This window comes from Pseudarthrobacter sp. PvP004 (assembly GCF_017876035.1).
Taxonomy (GTDB): Bacteria; Actinomycetota; Actinomycetes; order Actinomycetales; family Micrococcaceae; genus Arthrobacter; species Arthrobacter aurescens_A.
Map to the genome: position 1 here is coordinate 4552934 of NZ_JAGINL010000001.1, position 23662 is coordinate 4576595.

The 23662-nt window shown below is 63.5% G+C and carries 23 protein-coding genes and 1 tRNA gene; 7 read left to right on the forward strand and 17 right to left on the reverse strand.

Annotated elements, in window-relative coordinates; genetic code table 11:
• Positions 1 to 69: 69 nt before the first annotated feature.
• From J3A64_RS20785 to xylA, 5 genes are all read right to left on the reverse strand, one after another.
• Positions 70 to 777 (reverse strand): L-ribulose-5-phosphate 4-epimerase, encoded by a 708-nt coding sequence (locus tag J3A64_RS20785; protein ID WP_011776322.1) that lies wholly within the window; start codon positions 775 to 777, stop codon positions 70 to 72.
• Positions 774 to 2510, reverse strand: a complete 1737-nt coding sequence (gene araB / locus J3A64_RS20790; protein ID WP_210065694.1) for a ribulokinase — start codon at positions 2508 to 2510, stop codon at positions 774 to 776. The genes J3A64_RS20785 and araB overlap by 4 nt, the downstream gene beginning before the upstream one ends.
• 156 nt (positions 2511 to 2666) lie before the next feature.
• Positions 2667 to 3650 carry a LacI family DNA-binding transcriptional regulator gene (locus tag J3A64_RS20795; RefSeq protein WP_043470746.1) on the reverse strand — a complete coding sequence of 328 codons (984 nt, stop codon included), beginning with the start codon at positions 3648 to 3650 and terminating at the stop codon, positions 2667 to 2669.
• A gap of 69 nt (positions 3651 to 3719) precedes the next feature.
• On the reverse strand, positions 3720 to 5150 hold the full coding sequence (locus J3A64_RS20800) for a xylulokinase (RefSeq protein WP_210065695.1): 1431 nt from the start codon (positions 5148 to 5150) through the stop codon (positions 3720 to 3722).
• A 98-nt stretch (positions 5151 to 5248) separates the two neighbouring features.
• The gene (gene xylA / locus J3A64_RS20805; RefSeq protein ID WP_210065696.1) at positions 5249 to 6436 is read right to left on the reverse strand and encodes a xylose isomerase; all 1188 of its coding nucleotides are present in this window, start codon (positions 6434 to 6436) and stop codon (positions 5249 to 5251) included.
• An 81-nt stretch (positions 6437 to 6517) separates the two neighbouring features.
• Between xylA and J3A64_RS20810 the strand changes: the two genes are divergently transcribed.
• The 3 genes from J3A64_RS20810 (at position 6518) to J3A64_RS20820 (ending at position 9273) form a co-directional block, all read left to right on the forward strand.
• Positions 6518 to 7783: an ROK family transcriptional regulator gene (locus J3A64_RS20810; RefSeq protein ID WP_210065698.1), complete on the forward strand. Its 1266-nt coding sequence runs from the start codon at positions 6518 to 6520 to the stop codon at positions 7781 to 7783.
• Positions 7784 to 7963: 180 nt separating this feature from the next.
• Positions 7964 to 9043, forward strand: a complete 1080-nt coding sequence (locus tag J3A64_RS20815) for a YihY/virulence factor BrkB family protein (RefSeq protein WP_043470744.1) — start codon at positions 7964 to 7966, stop codon at positions 9041 to 9043.
• A 20-nt stretch (positions 9044 to 9063) separates the two neighbouring features.
• The gene (locus tag J3A64_RS20820) at positions 9064 to 9273 is read left to right on the forward strand and encodes a hypothetical protein (protein WP_011776315.1); all 210 of its coding nucleotides are present in this window, start codon (positions 9064 to 9066) and stop codon (positions 9271 to 9273) included.
• A gap of 134 nt (positions 9274 to 9407) precedes the next feature.
• On the opposite strand, the gene J3A64_RS20825 is transcribed toward J3A64_RS20820, so the two are convergent.
• From J3A64_RS20825 to J3A64_RS20840, 4 genes are all read right to left on the reverse strand, one after another.
• Complete coding sequence (locus J3A64_RS20825; protein WP_043470743.1) at positions 9408 to 9578, reverse strand: hypothetical protein; 171 nt, start codon at positions 9576 to 9578, stop codon at positions 9408 to 9410.
• 389 nt (positions 9579 to 9967) lie between these two features.
• Positions 9968 to 10810, reverse strand: coding sequence for a sugar phosphate isomerase/epimerase (locus J3A64_RS20830; protein ID WP_011776313.1), 843 nt, complete (start codon positions 10808 to 10810; stop codon positions 9968 to 9970).
• Positions 10807 to 12021 carry a dihydrodipicolinate synthase family protein gene (locus J3A64_RS20835; RefSeq protein WP_210065700.1) on the reverse strand — a complete coding sequence of 405 codons (1215 nt, stop codon included), beginning with the start codon at positions 12019 to 12021 and terminating at the stop codon, positions 10807 to 10809. The genes J3A64_RS20830 and J3A64_RS20835 overlap by 4 nt, the downstream gene beginning before the upstream one ends.
• A complete protein-coding gene (locus J3A64_RS20840) occupies positions 12021 to 13190 on the reverse strand; it encodes a Gfo/Idh/MocA family protein (protein WP_210065702.1) in 1170 nt (389 codons plus the stop codon). The genes J3A64_RS20835 and J3A64_RS20840 overlap by 1 nt, the downstream gene beginning before the upstream one ends.
• A 195-nt stretch (positions 13191 to 13385) precedes the next feature.
• Between J3A64_RS20840 and J3A64_RS20845 the strand changes: the two genes are divergently transcribed.
• Positions 13386 to 14423 carry a LacI family DNA-binding transcriptional regulator gene (locus J3A64_RS20845; protein WP_014922953.1) on the forward strand — a complete coding sequence of 346 codons (1038 nt, stop codon included), beginning with the start codon at positions 13386 to 13388 and terminating at the stop codon, positions 14421 to 14423.
• Positions 14420 to 15172, forward strand: a complete 753-nt coding sequence (locus J3A64_RS20850; RefSeq protein WP_210065704.1) for an alpha/beta hydrolase — start codon at positions 14420 to 14422, stop codon at positions 15170 to 15172. The genes J3A64_RS20845 and J3A64_RS20850 overlap by 4 nt, the downstream gene beginning before the upstream one ends.
• Here J3A64_RS20850 and J3A64_RS20855 read toward each other — a convergent pair.
• The 3 genes from J3A64_RS20855 to J3A64_RS20865 all read right to left on the reverse strand — a co-directional run bounded on the left by J3A64_RS20855 (position 15169) and on the right by J3A64_RS20865 (position 17714).
• Positions 15169 to 15942, reverse strand: coding sequence for a sugar phosphate isomerase/epimerase (locus J3A64_RS20855; protein WP_011776309.1), 774 nt, complete (start codon positions 15940 to 15942; stop codon positions 15169 to 15171). The two genes, J3A64_RS20850 and J3A64_RS20855, sit on opposite strands and share 4 nt — an antisense overlap.
• Positions 15943 to 16152: 210 nt before the next feature.
• Positions 16153 to 16719, reverse strand: a complete 567-nt coding sequence (locus J3A64_RS20860; protein WP_210065706.1) for a GNAT family N-acetyltransferase — start codon at positions 16717 to 16719, stop codon at positions 16153 to 16155.
• A 140-nt stretch (positions 16720 to 16859) separates the two neighbouring features.
• Positions 16860 to 17714: a LysR substrate-binding domain-containing protein gene (locus tag J3A64_RS20865; RefSeq protein WP_011776307.1), complete on the reverse strand. Its 855-nt coding sequence runs from the start codon at positions 17712 to 17714 to the stop codon at positions 16860 to 16862.
• 166 nt (positions 17715 to 17880) lie between these two features.
• On the opposite strand from J3A64_RS20865, the gene J3A64_RS20870 reads away from it, so the two are divergent.
• Positions 17881 to 19266, forward strand: a complete 1386-nt coding sequence (locus tag J3A64_RS20870; protein ID WP_011776306.1) for an MFS transporter — start codon at positions 17881 to 17883, stop codon at positions 19264 to 19266.
• Between the two features lie 50 nt (positions 19267 to 19316).
• Here J3A64_RS20870 and J3A64_RS20875 read toward each other — a convergent pair whose 3' ends face one another.
• The 5 genes from J3A64_RS20875 to J3A64_RS20890 all read right to left on the reverse strand — a co-directional run bounded on the left by J3A64_RS20875 (position 19317) and on the right by J3A64_RS20890 (position 22988).
• Entirely contained in the window at positions 19317 to 20474 is a 1158-nt protein-coding gene (locus J3A64_RS20875) for a N(5)-(carboxyethyl)ornithine synthase (protein WP_011776305.1), read from the reverse strand.
• A complete protein-coding gene (locus J3A64_RS23835) occupies positions 20471 to 20605 on the reverse strand; it encodes a hypothetical protein (RefSeq protein WP_011776304.1) in 135 nt (44 codons plus the stop codon). Before J3A64_RS23835 ends, J3A64_RS20875 begins: the two co-directional genes overlap by 4 nt.
• A 94-nt stretch (positions 20606 to 20699) precedes the next feature.
• Positions 20700 to 21161 (reverse strand): nuclear transport factor 2 family protein, encoded by a 462-nt coding sequence (locus J3A64_RS20880; RefSeq protein WP_011776303.1) that lies wholly within the window; start codon positions 21159 to 21161, stop codon positions 20700 to 20702.
• 150 nt (positions 21162 to 21311) lie between these two features.
• A tRNA-Gly gene (locus J3A64_RS20885) sits at positions 21312 to 21385 on the reverse strand.
• An 88-nt stretch (positions 21386 to 21473) separates the two neighbouring features.
• Entirely contained in the window at positions 21474 to 22988 is a 1515-nt protein-coding gene (locus J3A64_RS20890) for a D-alanyl-D-alanine carboxypeptidase family protein (protein ID WP_210065708.1), read from the reverse strand.
• A gap of 214 nt (positions 22989 to 23202) precedes the next feature.
• Here J3A64_RS20890 and J3A64_RS20895 point away from each other — a divergent pair, with 214 nt between their 5' ends.
• Entirely contained in the window at positions 23203 to 23646 is a 444-nt protein-coding gene (locus tag J3A64_RS20895; RefSeq protein WP_014922947.1) for a membrane protein, read from the forward strand.
• The last annotated feature ends 16 nt before the right edge of the window (positions 23647 to 23662 follow it).

The following is a 23662-nucleotide window of genomic DNA, read 5'->3' on the forward strand; positions in this document are numbered from 1 at the left end:
GCTCCTGGAGTATGGGGTCCGGCGTGGTGGCTACGGGCTGAAAGCGGCTGCTTTGTGAGCGGCTGCGCTTTAGCGGCCGTAAACGTTCTGGTATCTCTTGTAGAGGGACTCGATCTTGGCCTGGTCAATGGGCAGTGGCTCACCGAGTTGGCGGGAAATATGGACCGTCCTGGCCACTTCCTCGCACATCACCGCAGCCTTGACGGCCTCGCGGGCGGACTTGCCGATGGTGAAGGGGCCGTGGTTCTGCATCAGGACCGCGGGGGAGTTGGAGTTCTTGAGGGTCTCCACGATGCCTTGGCCGATGGAGTCGTCGCCGATCAGCGCGAACGGTCCCACCGGAATGGGCCCGCCGAACTCATCGCCCATCATGGTCAGCACGCAGGGGATTTCCTCGCCGCGCGCAGCCCAGGCCGTGGCGTAAGTGGAGTGGGTGTGGACCACACCTCCTACCTCGGGCATGTGCCGGTAGACGTAGGCGTGCGCTGCGGTATCGGAGGACGGGGAGAGCTCCGGGTTGCCCCAATCCACGGTGCCGGCGCTCCCGGTGTTCATTCCCCGGACGGGTGTGCCGTACAGGTCAGTGACCACCATGAGCTCAGGAGTGAGCTGGTCATAGGAGACGCCGGATGGCTTGATGACCATGAGGTCGTGACCCGGGATACGGCCCGACACGTTGCCTGCGGTCCAAACGACCAATTCGTAGCGGGTCAGTTCGGCATGCAGATCGCAGACGTCCCTGCGGACCTTCGCGATGGATTCCAGAAGCGAGCTCATGCGGATGCTCCTTCCAAGGTGCTGGCCTGAGTCGCTGGTCCTTCGTGTGAGGAGCCTAGGATCGCAGCGCGTTGGATGGCCTTGAGGCGGTGCATGACGTTGTTGGTGCCGCGGCCGAAGTAGTCGTGCAGGGTGCGGTATTCCTGAAAGAGGACCTCGTAGGCGGCCACGTTTTCCGGGATGGGCGTGTAGACGGCGCCGGGAGCGGCAGCCATGGAGGAGGCGGCTTCACGGATGTCCTTGTATTTCCCTGCGGCCACGGCGGCGTGGATTGCCGAGCCCAGCGCAGGACCCTGCTCCGATCCGATGGTGGAGAGCTGCAGGCCGGTAATGTCGGCGTACACCTGCATCAGGAACTTGTTCTTCAGGAGCCCTCCGGCCACGATGAACTCCTTGACCGGGACGCCGGAATCGCGGAAGGCATCCACGATGGTCCGGGTGCCAAAGGCAGTGGCTTCCAGCAGCGCCCGGTATGTGTCCTCGGGCTTGGTGGCCAGGGTCTGGCCCACCACCACGCCGGAGAGTTCGTGGTCCACCAGCACTGAGCGGTTGCCCGAGTGCCAGTCCAAGGCGATCAGCCCGTGCTCGCCGATTGCCTGCTTTTCCGCGAGTTCGGTGAGGTACTCGTGGATGCCCAAGCCCTTGTCCTTGGCGGCTTGGTGGTATTCCGGTGGTACTCCGTTCTTGGTGAACCAACCGAAGATGTCGCCCACTCCTGACTGGCCTGCTTCGTAACCCCACAGCCCATCCACGATGCCGCCGTCCACCACTCCGCACATGCCGGGGACTTCGCGGAGGACGTCCCCGTTCATTACGTGGCAGGTGGAGGTGCCCATGATCGCTACTAGCTGTCCTGGTTCAACGGCGTTCGCGGCCGGTGCGCTGACGTGGGCGTCCACGTTGCCTACTGCTACTGCGATTCCCGCTGGGAGGCCGGTCCATGCCGCGGCTTCTTCCGTGAGGTAGCCGGCGGCATCTCCCAAGCGGCCGATGGTGTGTTCGAGCTTTTCGGACACAAAGTCCTTGAAATCCGGGTTGAGTGCAGTCAGGAAGTCCTGGGACGGGTACTTTCCGTCCTGGTAAATGCCCTTGTACCCGGCGGTGCAGGCGTTGCGGACGTAGCTGCCGCAGAGCTGCCAAACGATCCAGTCGGCGGCCTCAACCCAGTGCTCCATGGCGCCGTAAACTTCCGGATCCTCCTCAAGGAGCTGCAGTCCCTTGGCGAACTCCCACTCAGAAGAGATCAGACCGCCGTAACGGGGAAGCCAAGATTCGCCGCGTTCTGCGGCGAGCTGGTTGATGCGGTCCGCCTGCGGCTGGGCCGCATGGTGACGCCACAACTTGACGAAGGCGTGTGGTCGATCCGCGAAGCGTTCCAGTTCGTTCAGCGGCGTACCGTCCGCCGTCGTCGGAACCATGGTGCACGCGGTGAAGTCGGTGGCGATGCCCACCACATTTTCCGGGTTGATTCCGGCATCGGCGACGGCGGCCGGTACAGCGTTGCGCAGGACGTCGCGGTAATCGTTGGGTACTTGGAGGGCCCAATCGGCGGGGAGTCGCTGGCTGCTTCCGGGCAGGTTGTCCGTCACGACGGCGTGCGGGTATTCGAACACGCCACTGCCGATCTCGGCGCCGTCAGATACGCGCACAACGACGGCGCGGCCGGACAAAGTGCCATAGTCCACGCCAATGACGAACTGTTCGTCGAGCGGGATGTTTTCAGAGGTATTCATGGGGTCTCCATCCGGCTGGCCAAGGCCTCATTGCCGGGGGTCGGGGTGGAAAACTGAAGAAGGTCTGATGCAATTGTTAGCGCTCACAACTTTGATGTCAAGAGCGTGCAGTCCGAAAGCGAGGCTCATGACGCGGGTTCTTGGCGGGCGGGACGCTTAGCTGATGGCCGGCGCCGTTGTGGAGCGGACAACCAGCCGCGGTGCCACCGTGACAGGAGTGCCGGTGCTGCCGCTCTCCAGCCGATCCAACAGCAAGCCGATGCAACGCCGGCCGAGTTCCTCGAAGTCCTGCGCCACCGTGGTCAACGGCGGAATGAAGTATGCCGACTCCGGTTGGTCGTCAAAGCCCACCACGCTGATGTCCTCAGGCACCCGGACGCCAAGTTCGTTGAGCGCACGGAGTACACCGAGGGCCATCTGGTCATTGGCGACAAACAGGGCTGTCACGGATCGGTCTGCGGCGATTTTCAAACCTTCGCGGTACCCGCATTCGGCGCTCCAATCGCCCTCAATAAGGGTCTCCCCTTCGATCCCGGCCTCCGTCAGCGCATCCCGCCAGCCCTCGATGCGGGCAGCGGCGTCAATCCAATCAGCGGGCCCGGATAGGTGTCCTATCCGCTGGTGCCCCAGTTCCAAGAGATGCTCGACGGCGAGCCGCGCACCCTGCCGCTGGTCCACCGTGGCGCCCGTGAGGTGCTCGTCACCGATGGACCCAACAGCAACCAAGGGCACCTGCGCTGTGATGTCTTTGAGGACGTCAAAAGTCCCCGGGTGGGGCACGGTCACCACGATGCCGTCAACGCCTTGGTCCATGAAGTGCGCCATGGCGTCCTTGATGGTCTCCGGCGTTACTTCCCGCAAGGCCGCGATGCTGACGAAATAGCCCGCCTCCCTCGCCGCCTGCTGGACTCCGAGGAGGGTGTGCGACGGCCCGTACTGTGCCATTTCGCTGCCAAGCACGCCAATGGTCTGGGATCGCCGAGTGACCAGGCTTCGCGCGGCAGTGTTCCGGCGGTACCCCAGCTCAGTGATGGCCTGTTCCACGCGCTCGCGGGTCTTTGAGCTCACATTGGGGTGGTTATTCAACACCCGGGAGACGGTCTGGTGGGAGACACCTGCCACTCGGGCAACGTCCTCCATGACGGGAGGCCGGGACGGTGCGGATTCTTCAGTGCTCACCCTGTCACGATAGAGCACGCGCGGCGTTGATCAGCCCTTGGCCACCTTGGCAGCGTAGTGGCGGTACCTCGTCAGGAACTCCGGATTCCCGGTGGTTTTTCGGTGAGCAACCTCAGTTCCCTCGAGTGGCCATTCCGGCAATTTGCCTGTCAGGATGCCTGCGGCTTGCCTGGCTGCGCCGTCCGCCACGTATTCTCCGGGTGCTGGGACGAAGACGGGCAATCCGAAGGCTGCGGCCGCGATCTGTTGGACCGCCGTCGATTGAGCGCCGCCGCCCACCAGGATGATGCGCTGTGCGGAGCCACCCTGCGCCTGCAGGGCGGCCAGCCCGTCGGCCAACGAACACAACACGCCCTCCACTGCGGCCCGTGCCATGTTGGCGGGAGTGTAGTTGGAAACCGTGATGCCGTGGAGTGAACCCGTGGCTTCCGGCAGGTTCGGGGTTCGTTCGCCCTCGAAGTACGGGACGAGAGTCAGCCCTTCGGCGCCTTCCGGAGCAGACAAAGCCAAGTCGCCGAGCTCCGTGAGGGTCACACCGAGCAGCGCAGCTGTAGCGTCGAAGATCCTGGTCGCATTGAGCGTGCAGGCCAGCGGCAAGTAATTGCCTGTAGCGTCCGCGAAGCCTGCCACGAGCCCGCTTTCATCCTGCGCTGGAACATCTGAAACGGCGAAGACCGTCCCCGATGTTCCGATCGAAATGACAACATCCCCCACGGCGGCACTCACGCCCAGTCCCGCTGCCGCATTGTCGCCCGCCCCCGGCCCAATCAATGCGCCGCCAGGTGTCTTACCCGCGGCTTCCAACGGCCCGACGACAACGGGCAGTATGGGCACGTGGCCGAGCGTGCTGTTGAGGACCTCAGGCAGGTATTCGCCGCTGCTGGCAGAGAAGTAGCCCGTACCGGAAGCATCCGAGCGGTCCGTGCGGAGGAGGTCCAAGGATGCCGGCCCGCTTCCGGGTCCGTGGCCGGCCAAGCGCCAGGCCAGCCAATCATGGGGAAGACATACGGCTGCTGTCCGTTGGGCGTTTCCGGGTTCGTTCCGTGCCAACCATCGCAGTTTGGTGGCCGTCAGTGATGCCACCGGCACGGTTCCGGTGCGCGATGCCCAGTAGGACGCTCCCGCGGTGGCATCTCCATTGCCGGCCTCGAGGATCAGTTCTTCCGCGTCCGTGGCCGAACGGGTGTCGTTCCACAGCAGCGCCGGGCGGACGACGTCTCCGGACTCGTCAAGGCACACCATGCCGTGCTGCTGGCCGCCGACGGATACAGCGTCGACGTCTTCCAACCCGCCCGCCTGTGCGATTGCTTCCTGGAGGGCTGACCACCAATGATCCGGGTGGACTTCTGTGCCCTCGGGGTGGGAGGCCCGGCCCTGACGTACCAAGGCACCAGTGACTGAATCCCGGATGACCACTTTGCAGGACTGGGTGGAGCTGTCGATCCCGGCTACGAGAGGCATGCTTTTGTTCCTTAGGGGGACCGCCGCCGGGCTGGCAAGGAGTCTCCAAAGAGAACCCTTGGGAGCCCGGCGGCGGGGTTGCGGTGGGTGGGAAGGACCTAGCGGGCGCCGAGCAGGTGCTCGATGGCCAGCTGGTTGAGGCGGACGAAGGCGAACGAGCGCTCGGCGGCCTGATCGGCGTCGAACGTGTCGAAGGCGCTGGCGTCAGCCAGCAGATCCGCCGTGGTCTCTCCAGCGTTCAACGTGGGTTCGCCCAGTTCGAAGACGCCTGAGGTGGCGAGTGCTTCCTGAACCTCGGGGTCCGCGCGGAAGGCCAGTGCGCGTTCCTTCAGCAGGAGGTACATGGACATGTTGGACTTGGCTGATTCCCACACGCCGTCGTAACCGTCGGTACGGGAGGGCTTGTAGTCGAAGTGGCGCGGACCGTCGTACTTTGGTCCGCCGTTGGGGAAGCCATTCTCCAGGAGGTCCACGGTGAAGAAGGCGCTGGTGAGGTCGCCGTGGCCGAAAACAAGGTCCTGATCGTACTTGATCCCGCGCTGGCCGTTGAGGTCGATGTGGAAGAGCTTGCCCGCCCACAGGGCCTGTGCAATGCCGTGGGTGAAGTTCAACCCGGCCATCTGCTCGTGGCCCGTTTCCGGGTTAAGGCCTACGATGTCGCCGTGTTCCAGCTGTGCGATGAACGCCAGGCCATGGCCCACGGTGGGCAGGAAGATGTCGCCGCGGGGTTCGTTCGGCTTGGGCTCAAGGGCGATGCGCAGGCCGTAGCCCTTCTCTTTGATGTAGCCGGCCGCGGTGTCCACGCCTTCCTTCATGCGATCCAGGGCTGCGGAAAGATCCTTGGAGCCGTCGTATTCGCTGCCTTCGCGGCCGCCCCACATCACGAAGGTCTCGGCACCCAGTTCAGCAGCGAGATCGATGTTCCGGAGGATCTTGCTCAGGGCAAAGCGGCGGATGGAACGGTCGTTCGAGGTGAACCCGCCATCCTTGAACACAGGGTGGCTGAACAGGTTTGTGGTGACCATGGGCGTCTTCAGTCCGGTCTCGGCCAACGCTGCCTTGAAGTTCTTCAGGATGAGGTCGCGCTCGGACGCCGTGGCGTCGAAGGGGATCAGGTCATTGTCGTGGAACGTGATGCCGTAGGCGCCAAGCTCGCTGAGCTTGTGGACTGCTTCCACCGGGTCCAGCGCCGGGCGGGTGGCTACGCCGAACGGATCGGCGCCGGTCCAGCCGACGGTCCAGAGGCCAAAGGTGAAGCGGTCCTGCGGGGTGGGCTGCGGGGTCATTTTTGCTCCTTTGCAAAGCACTGGGAAGAACTGGAAGAAGATCATTCCAATTAGTTTTCAATCTGAACTATATGAGGGATAATGGATCATGGTCAATGGAAGCGGGAGAATTTTTTGAATCTGCAGGGAGGTCCCACGCCAGTGAATGAGCAAGCCGCGCCCGGACGCGTAGGTGACGTCCGCCGTCGAAATCTTTCATTGGTGATGGACTCCATCGCACGGACCGGGGATGCCAAGCCCAGCCGCGCGCAGTTGGCTGCCGGAACCGGGCTCACCAAGGCAGCCGTTTCCAGCTTGGTTGCCGATCTGGTTGAATCCGGGCTGGTCTCGGAAGTTGGTCTGTATCGCGACGGTGAACGGGGGCGGCCGGGCCAAGGCTTGGAGCTCAGCGCGCGCCGTGGCGTGGTGGGCATGGAGATCAATGTGGATTACCTGGCTGTTGGCCTCGTAGACCTGGGGGGCAACCTCCGGTTCCACTCCACCGTTGAATCCCGAAACCGGGGGCTGGAGCCTGAAAAGGTCATGGAACGCTTGGGTGGTCTGGCTGCCCAAGCCATAGCCGCCGCGGCCGCAGCGGACATCTCGATCCTCGGTGGCGGACTGGCGGTGCCGGGCCTGGTGGATGAGCAGCGCAACATGGTGTTGTCCGCCCCCAACCTGCACTGGGAACACAAGGAGCTGAATCCTAGGTCCTTGCTGGAAGGCGCCCCGCTTGGCGTCAGATTGTCCAACGAGGCCAACAGTGCCGCGCTGGGAGAGCTTTGGTATGGCGAAGGCCGGCCGGACTTCCTTTACGTCTCAGGTGAGGTGGGCGTGGGCGGGGGCGTCATCATCGGCTCGGAGCTTTACACCGGACCTGGCGGGTCGGCGGGCGAACTTGGCCACATCGTGGTGCACCCGGACGGGCCGGCTTGTTCCTGCGGTGGAGCCGGATGCTTGGAAACCTTTGCCGGCCAGGAGGCTATTTTCGAGGCGGCCGGCATCCCGGATGGCTCGCTGGGCGGACGCACGCAACTGCTACTGGCGGCCTTGACCGCCCAGGAGCTGCAAGCCACGCAGGCAGTTCACGACGCCGGGAGGTACTTAGGCGTTGCGCTCGCGTCTTCTGCCCGGTTGATGGATATTGAAGCCGTAGTCCTCGGCGGGCATTTCGCCGTACTGGCGGAGTGGCTCAGGCCGGCGTTGCTCGGCAGTTTGGAGCGCCACGCGCCGGGCCTGCTGGATCCGGGCAACCTCACGGTTTCTTCCCTTGAGCATTCCGGAACGCTCCTCGGAGCCGCGGGCCAAGTCATCAGGTCCGTGATTGAGTCCCCGTTCGAGTTCCTGCTGGCGAGCAAGCTGGCCTAGCTGTACTCCCCAGGGCTCAGCCTTGGGGAGCGCTCGAATCACGCCGCACCGTCAGGTCCGCGATAATCTTCCGGACTCGTAGGCGATAATTCGGCGTAGGTTCTTCCGAATGAATCATCAGCATGCTTACTATTGATGGGCCAGTTGTTCGCGCAAACTACCCCAACGGACGAGTGCCCCATGACTACACAAGACTCAGCCCACACCAGCACCGCCAAGGCGAAGACCGCACCTTCCCCCGAAGATTCGCGCAAGCCGGATAGTCCCAACGACCTCGCCAAGCCCACGTGGATGTACATCGCCAAGCGGACCTTGCGGGAGTTCACCAAGGATCAGTGCCCGGACGCTGCTGCTGGTTTGACCTATTACGCAGTGCTTGCCCTGTTCCCGGCGCTCTTGGCGTTGGTCTCTCTGATCGGGATCTTCGGCGATGCAGGAAAAACCACCGGCGCCCTGCTGGATATTGTCCAGCAGTTCGCTCCGGGACCGGGCGTAGACGCCATGCGTCAGCCCATCGAGGAGCTGACTCAGTCCAACGCCGCTGGCTTCGCGCTGATTCTCGGTATTCTGGTGGCGCTTTGGTCCGCTTCCGGGTACACCACAGCCTTCAGCCGGGCGATGAACCGGGTGTACGAAGTGGACGAAGGCCGCGGTTTCGTCAAGCTGCGCGGCACGATGTTGGCGGTCACCGTTGTCTCCGTTGTGGGCGCTGCGTTGGTGGCAGGGATGCTGGTGCTGAGCGGTCCCGTAGCGGAGGCGGTAGGAGGCGCAATCGGAATGTCGGAGACGTTCCTGACCGTCTGGAACATCGCCAAGTGGCCGGTCCTCATCATCATTGTGGTGGCGATCATTGCGGTGCTCTACTACTTCACCCCCAACGTCAAGCAGCCTAAGTTCCGTTGGATGAGCATGGGTTCCCTGATCGCTCTGGTAATTTTCGCGCTGGCGTCGCTGGGTTTCGGCTTCTACGTTGCCAACTTCAGCAACTACAACAAGACGTACGGCGCTCTCGCAGGCGTGATCATCATGCTGCTGTGGCTCTGGATCCTGAACATGTCCTTGCTGTTCGGAGCCGAATTCGATGCCGAGATGGAGCGCGGACGCCAACTGCAGGGCGGTATTAAAGCCGAAGAAAGCATCCAACTGCCGCCGCGCGATACCAAGAAGAGCGACAAGATGCAGGAAAAGGAAGACCAAGTGGTTCGGGACGGCGAAGAAATCCGTGAAACTCACGGTGACGAGCCCAGGAAGAACAAGTAGCCGACGTGGAGCTCCCCGCCATGAGCACTGAAGCGCACAACACCAAGCTCAAAACCATCAGAAACGGTGACAGCGTCCGGATCAGCGGTGAGGTTTTCCTGGTGGACTCAATCGAACCCCAAGAGGGCTCGCGAAACATCAGGCTGGAATTGACAGCGCCGGACGGCGGTTCGGTCACCTTCATCGGCCTGCCGAAGGCCAAGGTGCAGCTCGCTGCGCGAGCCTCCTGAATCCGTTCCTGGCCGGACGAGGTGGTGGGGCACGCATTGGACCGCCGCCCGCTATCAGCGCTCAGCAGAGGACGTCCCCGCTGGCCGGATGGTTCCCAAGTGGTCCTGGGACGGGCTTGTGGCGGGTTGACGACTCAGGCTTCGGCGGGGAAGCCCTGATCGGCGTCGTCCCACCAACCCTCCCAAGCGCTGGAGGTCAGGCGTTCGGTAGTAAAGGCAGGAGCGGGTTCGCTGTTGGAATCGCCGGATCCGCTATGGCTGCCGCTGGCGTCGAGGAAAAAGTTCAGGGTCTTCAAGAGCATCATGGTGGTGTCCTTTCAGTGGTTTCGTGGACGTCTTTGTCCAGGTAAAACCAGCGTAGGTGGCCATTGTTTCCTCTCGTCGACGCAATGTTTCCGCTGTGTACCACTTATCTCACCTGCCCGTTCGAGGACTTACAACCGACACAAAAGACGAGCGTGCGGTCACCACCCTCTTCGAAACTCAAAGCCTCTCGACACGCCCAGAATGCGGCGTGTCCGCCGATGCCAGCAATCAAAGTAGGTGGTGGCCGCACAGTCCCGAGCCAGCAAAGCTGAAACATGGGTGGCGCTGACACAAAAGCGGGCCCCTGCCGTGACCTTGGCAGGAGCCCGCTGGCTTTTTGGAGCGATCCTCCCGCGGAACTTAGGGCATCCGCGGGAGGACCACGTTGTTAGGCGAACGGGAGGACCAGCTCCGCGTAGCGCTGCTTCATGGTTTCCAGGACGGTGTCGCCGTCGGCGTCCCAGATTTCCTGGTTGAAGATTTCAACTTCGATGTCGCCGGTGTATCCGGCATCCCTGACCCAGGTGCCGATGGTGGCGAAGTCGATGACGCCGTCGCCCATCATGCCGCGGGACAAAAGCGCGTCCGCAGCGATGGGCAGGTTGAAGTCGCACACCTGGTAAGAGGCGATGCGATTTTCGCGGCCGGCGCGTTCGATCTGCGCCTTCAGTTCCGGATCCCACCAGACGTGGAAGGTATCGACGGCGACGCCGACAGCCTTTGCGTCGTACGGCGCGGCGAGATCGAGAGCCTGGCCAAGGGTGGAGATGAGCGCGCGGTCGGCGGCATACATGGGGTGCAGGGGTTCCAGCACCAGGCGCACGCCGTTCTCCGAAGCGAACGGAACAAGTTCCTCAAGGCGGTCGGCCACGCGCTGGCGTGCAGCCACCACGTCCTTCTCACCCGGAGCGAGCCCACCAACCACCAGGAACAGCTCCTGCGTGTCCAGCGCTACTGCCTCACGGACGGCTTCAAAATTGTCAGCCAGCGCTGCAGCCTGTCCTTCAGCGTCAGCCGCCGTGAGGAAGCCACCGCGGCAGAGCGAGGAAACCCGGAGACCTGCGTCCTTGATCAGCTTCGCTGCCTTGTCCAAGCCAGCCTCGGCCACGCGGTCACGCCACGGTCCGATCGCGGGGATCCCCGCGCGTGCGCAACCATCCACGGCTTCGGCCAGGGTCCACTTCTTGGTGGTGGCGCTGTTCAGCGACAGCCGGGAGAAGTCCGCGCTCATGCGCCCACCCCGTTGATCCGCAGGAAGTCGGACATCCGGAACGCGGCCAGCGACGGATCCTTCAGCAAGCCGGCCTGATCGGCCAGTTCAAACGTCTTAGCCAGGTGCAGCACGGAGCGACCCGAGTGCAGGCCGCCCACCATCTGGAAGCCGGGCTGCTTGCCGTTGAGCCAGGACATGAAGGCGATGCCGGTTTTGTAGTAGAACGTGGGTGCGCTGAAGATGTGCTTTCCGAGCTCACGGGTGGAGTCAAGGATGGCGCGACCTTCGGTGCCCTGACCGGCGTCGTACTTTTGCAAGGCAACCGAAGCGGCAGGGTAGATGGCAGCGAAGATGCCCAGCAGGGCGTCCGAGTGGTGCGTTTGGTCGCCGTCGATCAGTTCCGGGTAGTTGAAGTCGTCGCCGGTGTAGAGGCGGACGCCTTCCGGAAGTGCAGCGCGCAGGGCGACCTCGTGGGAAGCATCCAGCAGCGAAACCTTCACCCCGTCAACCTTGTCCGAGTGCTCGCGGATCAAGCTGAGGAACGTATCGGTGGCCACAGAGACGTCGTCGGAGCCCCAGTAGCCGGCCAGTGCGGGATCGAACATGGTGCCAAGCCAGTGAAGGATGACGGGCTGGTCGACTTCCTGCAGGAGTGTCGAGTAGACGTGCAGGTAGTCGTCAGCGCCGTTGGCAACCTTGGCCAGGGCGCGGGACGCCATGAGGATGACCTTGGGACCGGCTTCGCTGACGACGGCGATCTGCTCGCGGTAGGCGTCGATGACGGCCTGGATACCCGCTGCGCCCTCGGGAAGGGCAGCGATATCCAGCTGGTCGGTGCCTGCGCCGCAAGAGACAAGGTCGCGGACGGACTTGCCGGTGATGGCAGCGTTGCCCGCTGCAACAACGGAGGCGGCCTCGGCGCCGGTGCGCTTGATGAGCTGCTGGGTGGCTGCCCAGTCAAGGCCCATGCCGCGCTGCGCGGTGTCCATGGCGTCGGCAACGCCAAGCCCGTAGGACCACAGCTCGTGCCGGTAGGCCAACGTGGCGTCCCAATCGAGCTGAGCCGGTGCGCCGGGAGTGTTGTCCGCGGCGACCTCAGGGATGACGTGGGCGGCGGCGTAAGCGCGGCGTGCCGTCAAAGGAGCGGTCGGCTTGACCCACGAGGTGGCTGCCTGAAGGCGGTACTCGCGGGTGCCGCCGTCGTCGGTGGGAAGAATCAGTGACGTCATTAGAAGGTGATCTCCGGGATGTCGATGGTGCGGCGCTCAGCCGAGGACTGCAGGCCGAGCTCGGCCAGCTGCACACCGCGTGCTGCCGAAAGCAGGCCGAAGCGGTGCTCGCGGCCGGCGACGACGTCGCGCAGGAATTCTTCCCACTGCAGCTTGAAGCCGTTGTCCAGTTCAGCGTTGGCGGGAACTTCCTGCCACTGGCTGCGGAAGGATTCCGTGACGGGCAGGTCCGGGTTCCAGACGGGCTTGGGGGTGTGGGCGCGCTGCTGCGCAACGCACTTGTTCAAACCGGCGACGGCGGAACCGTGGGTGCCGTCGATCTGGAACTCGACCAGTTCGTCGCGGTAGACGCGGACGGCCCAGGAGGAGTTGATCTGGCCGATGACGTCGTCGCCGCCCGGGGTCTCCAGTTCGAAGATGCCGTAGGAAGCGTCGTCAGCGGTGGCCTTGTATTCCTTGCCTGCCTCGTCCCAGCGTGCGGGGATGTGCGTGGCGGTCTTGGCGTTGACGCTCTTGACCTTGCCGATGATGCCTTCAAGGACGTAGTTCCAGTGGCAGAACATGTCCGTGGTCATTCCACCGCCGTCTTCCTTGCGGTAGTTCCAGGAGGGACGCTGTGCAGCCTGGACGTCGCCTTCGAAGACCCAGTAGCCGAATTCGCCACGGATGGAAAGGATGCGGCCGAAGAAGCCCTCATCCACCAGACGGCGGAGCTTCACCAGCCCGGGGAGGTACAGCTTGTCGTGCACAACGCCTGCGGTGACGCCGGCTTCCTTGCCGATCTGTGCCAGCTCGATGGCTTCTTCGAGGGTCTCGGCCGTGGGCTTCTCGGTGAAGATGTGCTTGCCGGCGCGCATTGCTTTCTTCAGGGTGGCGGCGCGGAGGCTGGTCATGGAGGCGTCAAAGATGATGTCAACGGTGGGGTCAGCGATGACGGCGTCCAGGTCAGTGGTCCATTCGGAGACCTTGTGGAGCTCGGCGAGTTCGCGGATCTTGGCTTCATTGCGTCCAACCAGGATCGGCTCAACCTGAACCTTGGTGCCGTCTTCAAGGGTGAAGCCGCCGGCGTCGCGGATGGGCAGGATGGACCGCAGCAGGTGCTGGCGGTAACCCATACGGCCGGTAATGCCGTTCATGGCGATGCGGATCGTCTTTGTTTCGTAGCCCATGTTTTCTCCAGTGCCTTGTGTGCCGGTCGCTCTGCGGATGCCGGTGCTTGCTGTTCTCATGTGGGAAAGCGCATTCCCGTTGCATCGATCATGCACTATGGCGCGCCGGGTTGGCAAGCGCTTTCCCATAATTCAGCGAGAACTGCCATAATTTCCTTAGCGCCAGTCCCGACGCTTGCAGAAAAGGAGGGCCCCGTGGCCGCCAGCACACTGAGTGAAGTTGCCCGTTTGGCAGGAGTCTCCCTTGCCACGGCATCCCGGGTCCTGAACGGCTCGTCCCGCAAACCCGCCGAGGACATCGCAGAGCGTGTCCGCGAGGCCGCCGACAAGCTCGGCTACGTACCCAACGCCCAGGCACAGGCACTGGCGAAATCCAGCTCCGGATTGATCGGCCTCATTGTTCATGACATCGCCGATCCCTATTTCTCCGCCATCGCACGTGGCGTCCAGGAAGCAGCCCGCCAGCAGAACCGCATGGTGCTGCTGGCCAGCACGTCCGGCGCGCCCGCGGATGAAAAAGAAGCAGTGGCCGCATTTGCCGCCCGGCGTGCCGATTCGATCGTGATCGCCGGCTCGCGCTCCGTGCGCGCCGAGGACAAGCAAGGCAACGTGGAACTCGCCGCCGAACTGGACCGCTACTGCCGCAACGGCGGTCACGTGGGGGTCGTGGGCCACCCGGTGGTTGGCGCTTCCACTACGGAGGGCTACCACGTGGTGAAAGTCCCCAATGAGGAGCTTGCTGCAGGCCTCGCTGCGGAACTGGCCGCCACGCACCACGGTGAGTTCCTGATCGTTGCAGGTCCCGAAGGGCTGTACACCTCCGACGACCGTGTCCGCGGTTTCCAGCGCGGACTCGCTGACGCCGGCAGGCCCGAAGCAGAGATCATGCGCACGGGCTTCAACCGCGCCGGCGGATACGACGCCGGCCTGGCGCTCGCCGAGCGGATCAAGGCTTCCGAAGAACGGCTCTGCATCTTCGCCGTGAATGATGTTATGGCCATTGGAGTTACAGCGGCGCTCCGGCCCGAAGGCGTGTGGATTCCCCGGGACGCCACCATCGCCGGTTTTGACGACATCGAAACCCTGCGGGACTTCCGCCCGGCTTTGTCCACCGTGCATCTGCCGCTGGAGGACATTGGGCGCCTCGCTGCCGGAGATCCTGACACGCCTCCCGTCAGTGGCGCGGTCAAGCTCCGCCGCAGCACGGAGATCCCGGCCGAATCGCAAGTATGACCTCCGCCGCTGGCCAGGCGCCCCGGGCACTCACGGTGATTCCCGCCGTCGGGCGTTCCACCGGAGCGGCCCCCGCCGTCCTGGTGCTACCCGGCGGAGGCTACGCCAAGCAGGCCGACCACGAGGCCGAGCCGGTGGCTGAATGGCTTGCTTCGCTGGGGATCCACGCGTTTGTGTTGCGATATCCAGTGGCTCCGCATCGGCACCCGGCGCCGTTGGCCACCACCAAGCAGGCCTTGATCTGGATCCGCGATGGTGATCATGGATTGAACGTCGATCCGGCGCGGGCTGGGGTCCTCGGGTTTTCTGCCGGCGGGCATCTGGCTTCAACGCTGTCCGTGGGCGTGCTCACTGGAGATCCCGGGCTGGATATTGATGCGTCAGTTCCAGACCTCAGCATCCTCTGCTATCCGGTGATTTCGTTCGTGGATTCCGTGCATCAGGGGTCCGTGGACAACCTCGCAGGAGTGGGCGCAACGCCGGAAGTCCTGCGTGAGCTGTCAACGGAACTGCACGTCACGCCTGACGCTCCGCCCGCTTTCCTATGGCACACTGCCGACGACGAATCCGTTCCAGTCAGCCACAGCCTCGCGTACGCAGGAGCGCTGAGCAGGGCCGGCGTTTCAGTGGAGCTTCACGTATTTCCGAACGGTGTCCACGGCATTGGCTTGGCTACGGGGACGCCCGGCGCGGATCAGTGGACCGTGCTTTGTGCCGCATGGCTTCACCGGATGGGCTGGACCGTTTAGTCCTCACCCAGTGTGATGGTGTGCAGGAAAGCGGCGTCGTTGAGCACGTTGTCCGGAAGGTCGTCCTCCACGAATTCCAGCATGATGTCCATGTCCTTGCCGTTGCCGCGCAGGACGTCGGTAACGGTCTGCCACAGCAGTTTCCGGTTCCGAAGCGGGAAACGCTCAGCTTGGGGCCCCCACGAGAAACAGTGCACGCCCACCAGGTGCGGCAAGACTTCGTGGAGGGACTCCAGCGCCTGCTTGTCTGAAAGCCCGACGGCGGGCTGCCAGTAAGTGCCGACGTTGGCGTGGTTGACCTGGTTCAGGAGTTCAAGAGTGGTGGCGGGGGAGTCCGTGAGGGTTCGGCCGTGGTACTCGAACGCGATGGCGATTCCGCGCTCGGACGCGAGGTCCGCGATTCGCCGAGTGTCCTTCACGATCGCATCCCAGTGCTCCTGGCTGGCGTCCGCCGAACCGAGTTCACCGGCCCACACCCTGACGCGGGGGGCTCCGAGCGCTGCAGCGAGGTCCAGGTCGCGGGTGAAGTCTCCGAATGCGCCGCACCGGTAGTACGAACCCAACGACAGGACGCTGAGTCCAGCCGCCTCCGTGGCTTCCCTCGCGTGCGCAGCTGAACCGGGATCGCTGACGTGCACATCCGTTCCCCATTCGATGCCGGCCAAGCCTGCGTCCGAGGAAATCCGGACCACATCGTCAATCCCGTGTGAGCGGAGAGTGACGGAGCAAATGCCAGGCGTGAGGTCAGCCAACGTGGTGAGGTCGATCATGCTTCACAGGATACCGGGAATGCGCTTACCCAGTAAGGGTGTATCGCCTGTTGAACATTTTGGGCACCCACTCCCGCGGTGCGCACCCCTTTTGCGCCGGCGCCGCGCCCTTTCCCGCCGTGCGCACCAGAGGTTACGGGTGCATTCGGCGGAAATGGGTGCGGTGTACGTGCCGAGTCAGCAATGACCTTGACCGCGCACTTTTGTGGGCTAGAGATCTATCCAGTAACGACGAATGGGTTCGGTAACGCCCAGGTCCGGGCTGAAACTCTCCGGTGGGCGGACGCCTTCAAGGATGCCGCCGCAGGCCTCGATGGTGCGGGCGGAAGCCGGGTTGGACTGCTTGCAGGTGACCATGACGCGCTCCATCCCCAGGGCGCGCCCTTCCTGGAGGGCCCCAGTGAGGGCAAGCTTGGCGAGTCCCCGGCCCCTGGCACTGGGCCGGATTCCATAACCGATATGTCCTCCCACCTCGGTCAGATACTCACTCGAAAGGGCGTGCCTGAGACTGGTGGAACCCAGATACGAATTGCCCTCCACCACCCAGATGGTGCTCTGGTTGACCACGCCTTCAGGAGGCTGGAATTCTGCCAAGGGCATGTGATGCAGCAGTTCAACCCACTGGGCGAAGTGGTTGCTGTCGCGAAGATCCAACTCGTAGCGGGCTGCCAGAAAGGCCGCGGAGCCGTCTTGGTCAAGGGTTCCCCACTCGTCCCAGCTTTCCAGCCAGGACGCATGGAGGCTTGACGATGGACGTGTTAGCTCAGCGTGAATCATTGGGTGAGCGTACTACGGCCGTCGGTTCAGGCTTCGGATGTTCCGGTCGCTTTCGGCGTCCTCAACCCGCCGCCTTCGAAAGTCGCATTCCCACCCCGACTGTCGCTGGTGGACCGCAGCCGGCCAAGCCGTCCTGTCCACTAGTTCGACTTACTCAACGTCCGGCCCATGATGGCCTGAGTGAGGGCGTCAATCACTTCAGCGTTGGCCAGCGGATTGCGGATCAGGGTGAAATCGACGTCACCCACCGGGGGTAGGCCGAACCTCTGGGTGATGACCTTCAAGTCCTCCGGCACCAAGGATGCGGGCATTACCGCAACTCCAATACCGGCGCGCACAGCAGCGAGCACGCCACTGATTTGCTTGGTGCTGCAGGTGATCCGCCAGGTCCGGCCCTCGGCTTCCAAAGCGTCGATAGCAAGTTTTCGGCTGAGGCTTGGGGCGGGGTAGGCGATGAGGGGGACGGGTGCCCCGGGTTCCAGCACGGTCTGCTCGACGCCCACCCAGGCGAAGTTGTCGTGCCGGACCACGGTGCCTTCCTTCGCCCCGGCCACCCACTTCACGAACACCAGGTCCAGTTGCCCGGCGTTGAGTCGCTTGTAGAGCTGGTCGCTTTGGCTGACGGTGAGCTCCAAGTTGATCTGTGGGTACAGCTGCCGGAACTCGCGAAGGATCCGGGGAAGGCCGGTGATAGCGAGGTCGTCGGCAGTGCCAAAGCGGAGCCGCCCGCGCATGGCTGAACCGGAAAAGTAGCGGGCAGCGGAGTCGTGGGCGGCCAGGATGCTGCGGGCAAATCCGGCCATGGCATCGCCGTTGTCGGTGAGCCGGACCTCGCGCGTATCGCGGGCAACCAACACCCGTTTGGCGGAAGCCTCGAGCTTGCGGACATGCTGGCTGACTGTGGGCTGTGCCAGCCCCAGGCGCTCTGCAGCCTTGGTGAAACTCAGCGTCTCTGCGACGGCCAAAAAGGAACGGAGCTGGACAGGTTCGAACACGTAACTCCTAAAGCGCAGGTCAGCGCCGGGCCGGAGTACTGCGCCGGTGGAGAGGGCTCATTGCATTCCGCAATGCTAGTTATAGGCGCAATACGCTTCCATAATTGCTGCTGGCAACCATAGCGTTAAACGTATCCCACCGAAACTCTCGATCCGAGGACTACTTTTGGCACCCCCACCGCCTTCAGCGGCAAACGTCAGCCAGCCCGTCATCGATTCCCTCTCCGCGCCTCAGCCGCCGGACACCGTCACCCAGCCACTCGCCGTCGTGAGCGAAAAGCTGCCCTGGCGGCATACCTTCATATCCCTGAAAGTCCCCAACTTCAGGATCTTCGCGATCGGCCACTTTATTGCCGTGATCGCCATCTGGATGCAGCGCATCGCCCAGGACTGGATGGTGCTCCAGCTGTCCGGTTCCGTCACCGCCGTCGGAATCACAGTGGCGCTGCAGTTCATGCCGTCGCTTTTCCTTGGTCCGTGGGGCGGCATGATCGCCGACCGCTTTGCCAAGCGAAAGATCCTCATCATCTGCCAGTCGGCGGCAGCGGTACTCGCAGCCGTGCTCGCGGTGCTCTCCCTAAGCCAGCGCGTAGAAGTGTGGCACGTGTACGTCATCGCCCTGGTTTTGGGCTTTGTGACCGTCCTGGACCAGCCGGCCCGGCAAGTGTTCGTCAACGAACTCGTGGGCCCCAAGTACCTGCGGAACGCCATCAGCGTGAACTCCACCACCTTCCAGCTCGGTGGACTGATCGGTCCCGCCCTGGCCGGTGTGCTGCTCACAGCAGTTGGTGCCGGCTGGGCCTTCGCCGCCAACGCCGTGGCGTGCTGCTCCACGGTGGCCATGCTGCTGATCCTCCGCAAGGACCAGCTGCACCTCAGCCAGCCGACGCCCCGCAAGAAAGGAATGCTGCGCGAAGGCCTCAACTACGCGCTGAGCAAGCCAACCATCTACTGGCCATGGTTGATGGCCGGCTTCGTGGCAGTTTTCGCGATGAGCCTGCCGGTGCTGCTGGCCGCGTTCGCGGACCACGTGTACGACGCCGGTGCCGGAGGCTACGGCCTGCTGAACGCCATGGTTGCGCTCGGTGCGCTGACCGGTGCGGTAGCGTCCACCCGCCGTCGTCAGTTGCGGTTGCGCTCGGTGGTGACGTCCGCCGGGTTGTACGGCCTGATGCTCTGTGTTTCCTCGCTCATGCCAACCATGGTGTGGTTCAGCGTCACCATGGTCCTGGCCGGATTCTGGTGCCTGATGTTCCTCACCGCGGCCAACCAAATGGTGCAGACCAGCTCCAACATGAGCATTCGCGGCCGTGTCATGAGCCTGTACCTGGTGGTGCTGATCGGCGGCCAGGCAATCGGCGGTCCCATGATGGGTTGGCTCGCCGAGCACCTCGGTCCGCACCTGGCCGTCCTGATCTCCGGTGGCGTGCCGGCCATCGCAGCTGCGGTAGTCGCCGTCGTACTGGCCCGGAAGTCATCCCTGCACATCAAAGTAGACCTGCGGGATCGGCGTCGGGTGCTGCGGATCGTGCGGGAGCCGCAGACCGTCTAAACAGTCGAAGCGCCCCCGGCGAACCGGGGGGCGCTTCATTCTGCGTGGCGCTAGGCCACAGGTAGGTGCGGGTACTCCGCGGATCGGCCCTGGAACTCCAGGACGTCCGGATTGCGGATGACACCTTCACGGATTTCGATGGCCCGGGAGACGGTCTCATTGGCGTCCCATCCGTCCGGTCCCGCCACCACGGTTTCCAAGAATGGAAGCAGGGCCTCACTGATTTCCCAGCTGGCCGAGTTCCAAAGATATGACGGGCTGTGGTCCACGGCGTAGTAGTTGACGTGCCCGCCCACGCGGAACATGGGCTCGTCGAACGTGGTGGTCCGCGCCCAGCTGAAACCCATGCCTTCGTCGCAGGAAACATCCACGATCAGGCTGTCCGGCTGGAATTCCGCCAGGTCCTCCGTCCGCAGGTAGGTCAGCGGGGCGTTCGGATCCTGCAGGGTGCAATTGACCACGATGTCCGCCGCGGCCAAGAACGGCGCCAAGGGCTTGCGCCCCTTGTCCGTGATGACTTCGCTGAGGAACGGCGCCTTGCTGTCGTGGTCGAACTGCACGATCCGCACTGAATGGATCGGAGATCCGACGGCGGCAACGCCACGGTTGGTAAGGACCTGGACGTCATGGACGCCATGGGCATTGAGCGCGGTGACGGCACCGCGGGCGGTGGCTCCGAAACCAATCACGACGGCGCTGAGCCGGCGGCCGTAGTCGCCGGTGGAACCCGTCAGGGCCAGGGCGTGCAGCACGGAGCAGTACCCGGCGAGCTCGTTGTTCTTGTGGAAGACGTGGAGGCCGAAGCCACCGTCGCCCGCCCAGTGGTTCATCGCCTCAAAAGCAATGAGCGTGAGCTTCTTGTCGATCGCCAACTGGGTGATCGCCCGGTCCTGCACGCAGTGCGGCCAGCCCCACAAAGTTTGGCCGTCACGGAGCTCCGCCAAGTCCTGGGCCTGCGGCTTGGGCAGGAGGATGACATCGTTAGTGGCGATCAACTCCTGACGTGTACCAAGCCCGCCCACCAGCGACTCAAGCTTGCTGTCCGGGACACCGAACCGCTCGCCGTAGCCATGTTCAAAGCGGAGCTGTTGCCGGACTTCCGGTGCAATGCGCTCCAGATGCTGCGGGTGGATCGGCAGGCGGCGCTCATTGGGCTTCAGCGAGGAAGCCAGGACGCCTATGCTCAGCTGGCCGGTTGGCGCGGTCACTTCTTGTTGCCGGTAGAAGGCTTTGCCGCCTCGGTGGCGGAGGACTCGGAAGCCCGCTTATCCGCGCGTTTTTCCTTGATGGATTTGCTGGATTTCTTCGATGCAGTTTGGCGCGGTGATTTGTCGCCCATGATGGCTCCCTTAGAGCGGAGCCGAAATGGCTCCTGACTCCTGACGATACACCTCCCCGGATAGTGCTGTGGTCGGAGTCACGCGGCCCTCTGCCTATTGGGTGGGCTGAACCGCCGGTCGGCCATGCGTCACGCGGTGAGTGACGCGTTCCGCGGTATCGTCCACGGTCACAACCTGCTCCACGGGTTCAAGGTAGAAACGGGCGCTGCTGATGATGCCCTGGTCCACGCCGAAAATAATGACGCCGGTCATCTCATGCGGGGTGCCGTCACGACGGGCACCCTTCAAATGCAACTCTGTCCACACACTTCCGCCGCTCACGCTGTGGGACAGCATGCGGGCTGCGATGTCCGGTACACCTGTGAAGAGTTGCTCCCAATTGCTGCGGATAGTGTCCCGTCCCGTGAATCCCCGGGTGGGGTGGGCCGGTGTTTCGTTGACGTAGCCCGGCGCGAAACACTCAGCCAAGGCTTCAAGATCGTGCTTGTTCGTAGCTTCCAGCAGGCGGTTGATGACGGCGAGCGGACCCGCCCCAGCATCGTCGGCGAGAGTCATTGGAGGACCTCCCGGATAGGTGGATGTACGTAAGAGTTTAGGCTCGCGAGGCCTCCCGGTCGACGGGTAAACGGCCCTCTTTGGTGAGTGTCGTCGTCGAGCATGTCTTGGGAACAAAGAAACCCCGGATCGTTGGATCCGGGGTTTTCTTGGAGCGGGCGACGGGAATCGAACCCGCGTATCGAGCTTGGGAAGCTAGCGCTCTACCATTGAGCTACGCCCGCGTTGCCCGGGAGAATCCCCTGAGCGAGTCCTAGCTTAGCGCAGTTACAGGGCTCCTCATGACCGGCGCACCGATGGGCGACCATCCCCTTATCTAAACAGCTTCATGCCGTTCCAGCCGTTGCCCACTTGGCGCTGAGCACCCCACACACCTACGCCCAGCGCGTAGTCCACGAGGTAACCGTCCACGGTTTGCGCAGTGATGCTGCGCGTACCCGGACCGGACAAACCGAAGCTCGGAACCAGGGCCTTCATGGTGCCCCAACCGGAACCAACAGTGGCGGGAAGGCCCGCGAAACCACCCCCGCCGTTGCCCGGGTAGCTGAGCAAATGCCCGGAGGTGGTGATTGCCAGGACGTCGTTGGCGCCGTCGGCATTCCAGTCGGCCATGGTCAGGCCCATGCCTGCCCAACCACTCCCGATATCCACCCGGTAGCTCAAAGCCCTGCCCGAAGTATTGGGGTAGTACCGGAGACCGCCATCCGGGAAATACCCCACAATGCCCGGGTACCCCTGCGCGGCGGACCATTTGCCCACGGTGATGGTCATCTTGTCCCAATCACCCGTTCCCACCACGATCTGAGTGGAAAAAGCACCGCCAGGCCAACCCTTGAACAAGCCCAACGTGCCGTTGTCCCACTGCGCAAGGATGTCGTAGACGCCATCAGCGTCCCAGTCCACCACGAAGGCCTGCTTCACACCATGCCAGTTGGAGCCGATCACAGAAGGAATGCCGTAGCCGCCACCGCCGTGTGCAGGGTAGCGAAGGAGCCGGCCCGAGGAGTCCGCAGCAACCAGGTCAGCGCCGGAGGTGATGCTTGCATATGCGGTGGGGTTGCCGGCGAAGTATTGCTCCATGGTGGGGAAGCCGCGGCGCTTCATGTCGGTGGCCAGATCCACCCCGACGTAGCGCAAATGCCACGGCTCGTAGCTGTACCCCGTGACATTGGTGTAGCCGTTGGGGTACCGGACTATGAAGCCGTACCTGTGGGCATTCGCCGCCACCCAGATACCTGCGGCAGTGTCCCCGAAACAGGTGCTGAGGCCGCAGGAACCGTTGGCGTTTCCGACGTCCACGGCGAGTCCCGTCTGGTGTTCGCTGTGCCCGGGACGCGCCGAAATGAGGTCAGCCTGGGCCTGGCCGTAGATGCTGACGTAATAGGAGTAGACCTGCTGCTGCTGAGCGTAGGAGCGGTAACCGCTCACTACCGCCAGCCCGCCTGTGCCGGCATCGGCCGCACCTTGGAACAAACCATTGAGCCATGCCGCAGCCTCGGCCCGCAGATACTGTCCGGAACCGCGGGCGTTGACCAGGTCGCCAGGAGCGTAGCTCACCGGGTTCAGTGGCCGGGACTTATTGACCAAGACAGAGAGGTTCGCGGGATCGCCCACAGGATCGACGCTCGGCAGCGGATTCGCTGTGGTGGGGACCGCTGTTTGGGCGACGGCGGCCGGTGCTGTGGTGGTGACAGCTTGAGTCGGCGCAGCCGTGGCAGGCGCTGCAGCCACGACGCCGCCAGCCACCGCCAGGCTGAAGACAGCAGCGCAAGCCGCCAGCCGTCGTCGTGCGTTCCCCATGGAACCCGAACGGATGTGACTTCGCATAACGCCCCCAATTTGCTTGTTGCCAGCCGCACGGCACTCTACCGGGCCTGGGGACGCCTGTCAGCAGTGCCCCGGAAAATTGGCAGGTAACCATTCGGTCAAGGCTCGGCAGTCGTGTGTCGCAGGCGCCCGCCGCTGACTATTCTGAAGATGTTAGCTGCTGTGTATGGGGAACCGGGCTACGACATTCGACCGTACGCCGAAAGAGGGTTCCGTGGCATTCGCAGCTAATGAAGTGGTGATCAGCAGGGACGCCATGACCGTGTACGGATTCCTCATGGACGGAATGAACAACTCCCTGTGGCGAACTGGGATACGGAGCATTTCGCTTCGCTCCGGGATACGCGGGCAGAAGGGCGCCCTCTACCAGCAGACCGTTTCCGGGCCAGGCGGCCGCCCCGTAGCCGCCGACTTCAAGATCACAGACGCCCGTCCCGGCGCCGAAGTCCGCTATGCCGTAGTGGCAGGACCCGCCCGGCCAACCGGAGGCTACTACCTCAGTACCGAAGGCAACACCACTCGACTTCGCTTCGCGCTCGAATACCACCCCAAGGGCCTGCGGAAGCTCATGAACGGCATGATCCAAAAAACCCTTGAGGGCGAAGTGGCGCAGCTGGAACAACTCAAGGTTGCGATCGAAGCCGACTCGTCCGTTTAGCCGCGGTTGGACTCGT

What these genes read in the sequence shown, in the direction of transcription:
- J3A64_RS20785 (WP_011776322.1), bottom strand. Translation starts at nt 777, where the DNA reads ATGAGCTCGCTTCTGGAATCCATCGCGAAGGTCCGCAGGGACGTCTGC.
- araB (WP_210065694.1), bottom strand. Translation starts at nt 2,510, where the DNA reads ATGAATACCTCTGAAAACATCCCGCTCGACGAACAGTTCGTCATTGGC.
- J3A64_RS20795 (WP_043470746.1), bottom strand. Translation starts at nt 3,650, where the DNA reads ATGGAGGACGTTGCCCGAGTGGCAGGTGTCTCCCACCAGACCGTCTCC.
- J3A64_RS20800 (WP_210065695.1), bottom strand. Translation starts at nt 5,150, where the DNA reads ATGCCTCTCGTAGCCGGGATCGACAGCTCCACCCAGTCCTGCAAAGTG.
- xylA (WP_210065696.1), bottom strand. Translation starts at nt 6,436, where the DNA reads ATGACCCCGCAGCCCACCCCGCAGGACCGCTTCACCTTTGGCCTCTGG.
- J3A64_RS20810 (WP_210065698.1), top strand. Translation starts at nt 6,518, where the DNA reads ATGGATCATGGTCAATGGAAGCGGGAGAATTTTTTGAATCTGCAGGGA.
- J3A64_RS20815 (WP_043470744.1), top strand. Translation starts at nt 7,964, where the DNA reads ATGACTACACAAGACTCAGCCCACACCAGCACCGCCAAGGCGAAGACC.
- J3A64_RS20820 (WP_011776315.1), top strand. Translation starts at nt 9,064, where the DNA reads ATGAGCACTGAAGCGCACAACACCAAGCTCAAAACCATCAGAAACGGT.
- J3A64_RS20825 (WP_043470743.1), bottom strand. Translation starts at nt 9,578, where the DNA reads ATGATGCTCTTGAAGACCCTGAACTTTTTCCTCGACGCCAGCGGCAGC.
- J3A64_RS20830 (WP_011776313.1), bottom strand. Translation starts at nt 10,810, where the DNA reads ATGAGCGCGGACTTCTCCCGGCTGTCGCTGAACAGCGCCACCACCAAG.
- J3A64_RS20835 (WP_210065700.1), bottom strand. Translation starts at nt 12,021, where the DNA reads ATGACGTCACTGATTCTTCCCACCGACGACGGCGGCACCCGCGAGTAC.
- J3A64_RS20840 (WP_210065702.1), bottom strand. Translation starts at nt 13,190, where the DNA reads ATGGGCTACGAAACAAAGACGATCCGCATCGCCATGAACGGCATTACC.
- J3A64_RS20850 (WP_210065704.1), top strand. Translation starts at nt 14,420, where the DNA reads ATGACCTCCGCCGCTGGCCAGGCGCCCCGGGCACTCACGGTGATTCCC.
- J3A64_RS20855 (WP_011776309.1), bottom strand. Translation starts at nt 15,942, where the DNA reads ATGATCGACCTCACCACGTTGGCTGACCTCACGCCTGGCATTTGCTCC.
- J3A64_RS20860 (WP_210065706.1), bottom strand. Translation starts at nt 16,719, where the DNA reads ATGATTCACGCTGAGCTAACACGTCCATCGTCAAGCCTCCATGCGTCC.
- J3A64_RS23835 (WP_011776304.1), bottom strand. Translation starts at nt 20,605, where the DNA reads ATGGGCGACAAATCACCGCGCCAAACTGCATCGAAGAAATCCAGCAAA.
- J3A64_RS20880 (WP_011776303.1), bottom strand. Translation starts at nt 21,161, where the DNA reads ATGACTCTCGCCGACGATGCTGGGGCGGGTCCGCTCGCCGTCATCAAC.
- J3A64_RS20890 (WP_210065708.1), bottom strand. Translation starts at nt 22,988, where the DNA reads ATGCGAAGTCACATCCGTTCGGGTTCCATGGGGAACGCACGACGACGG.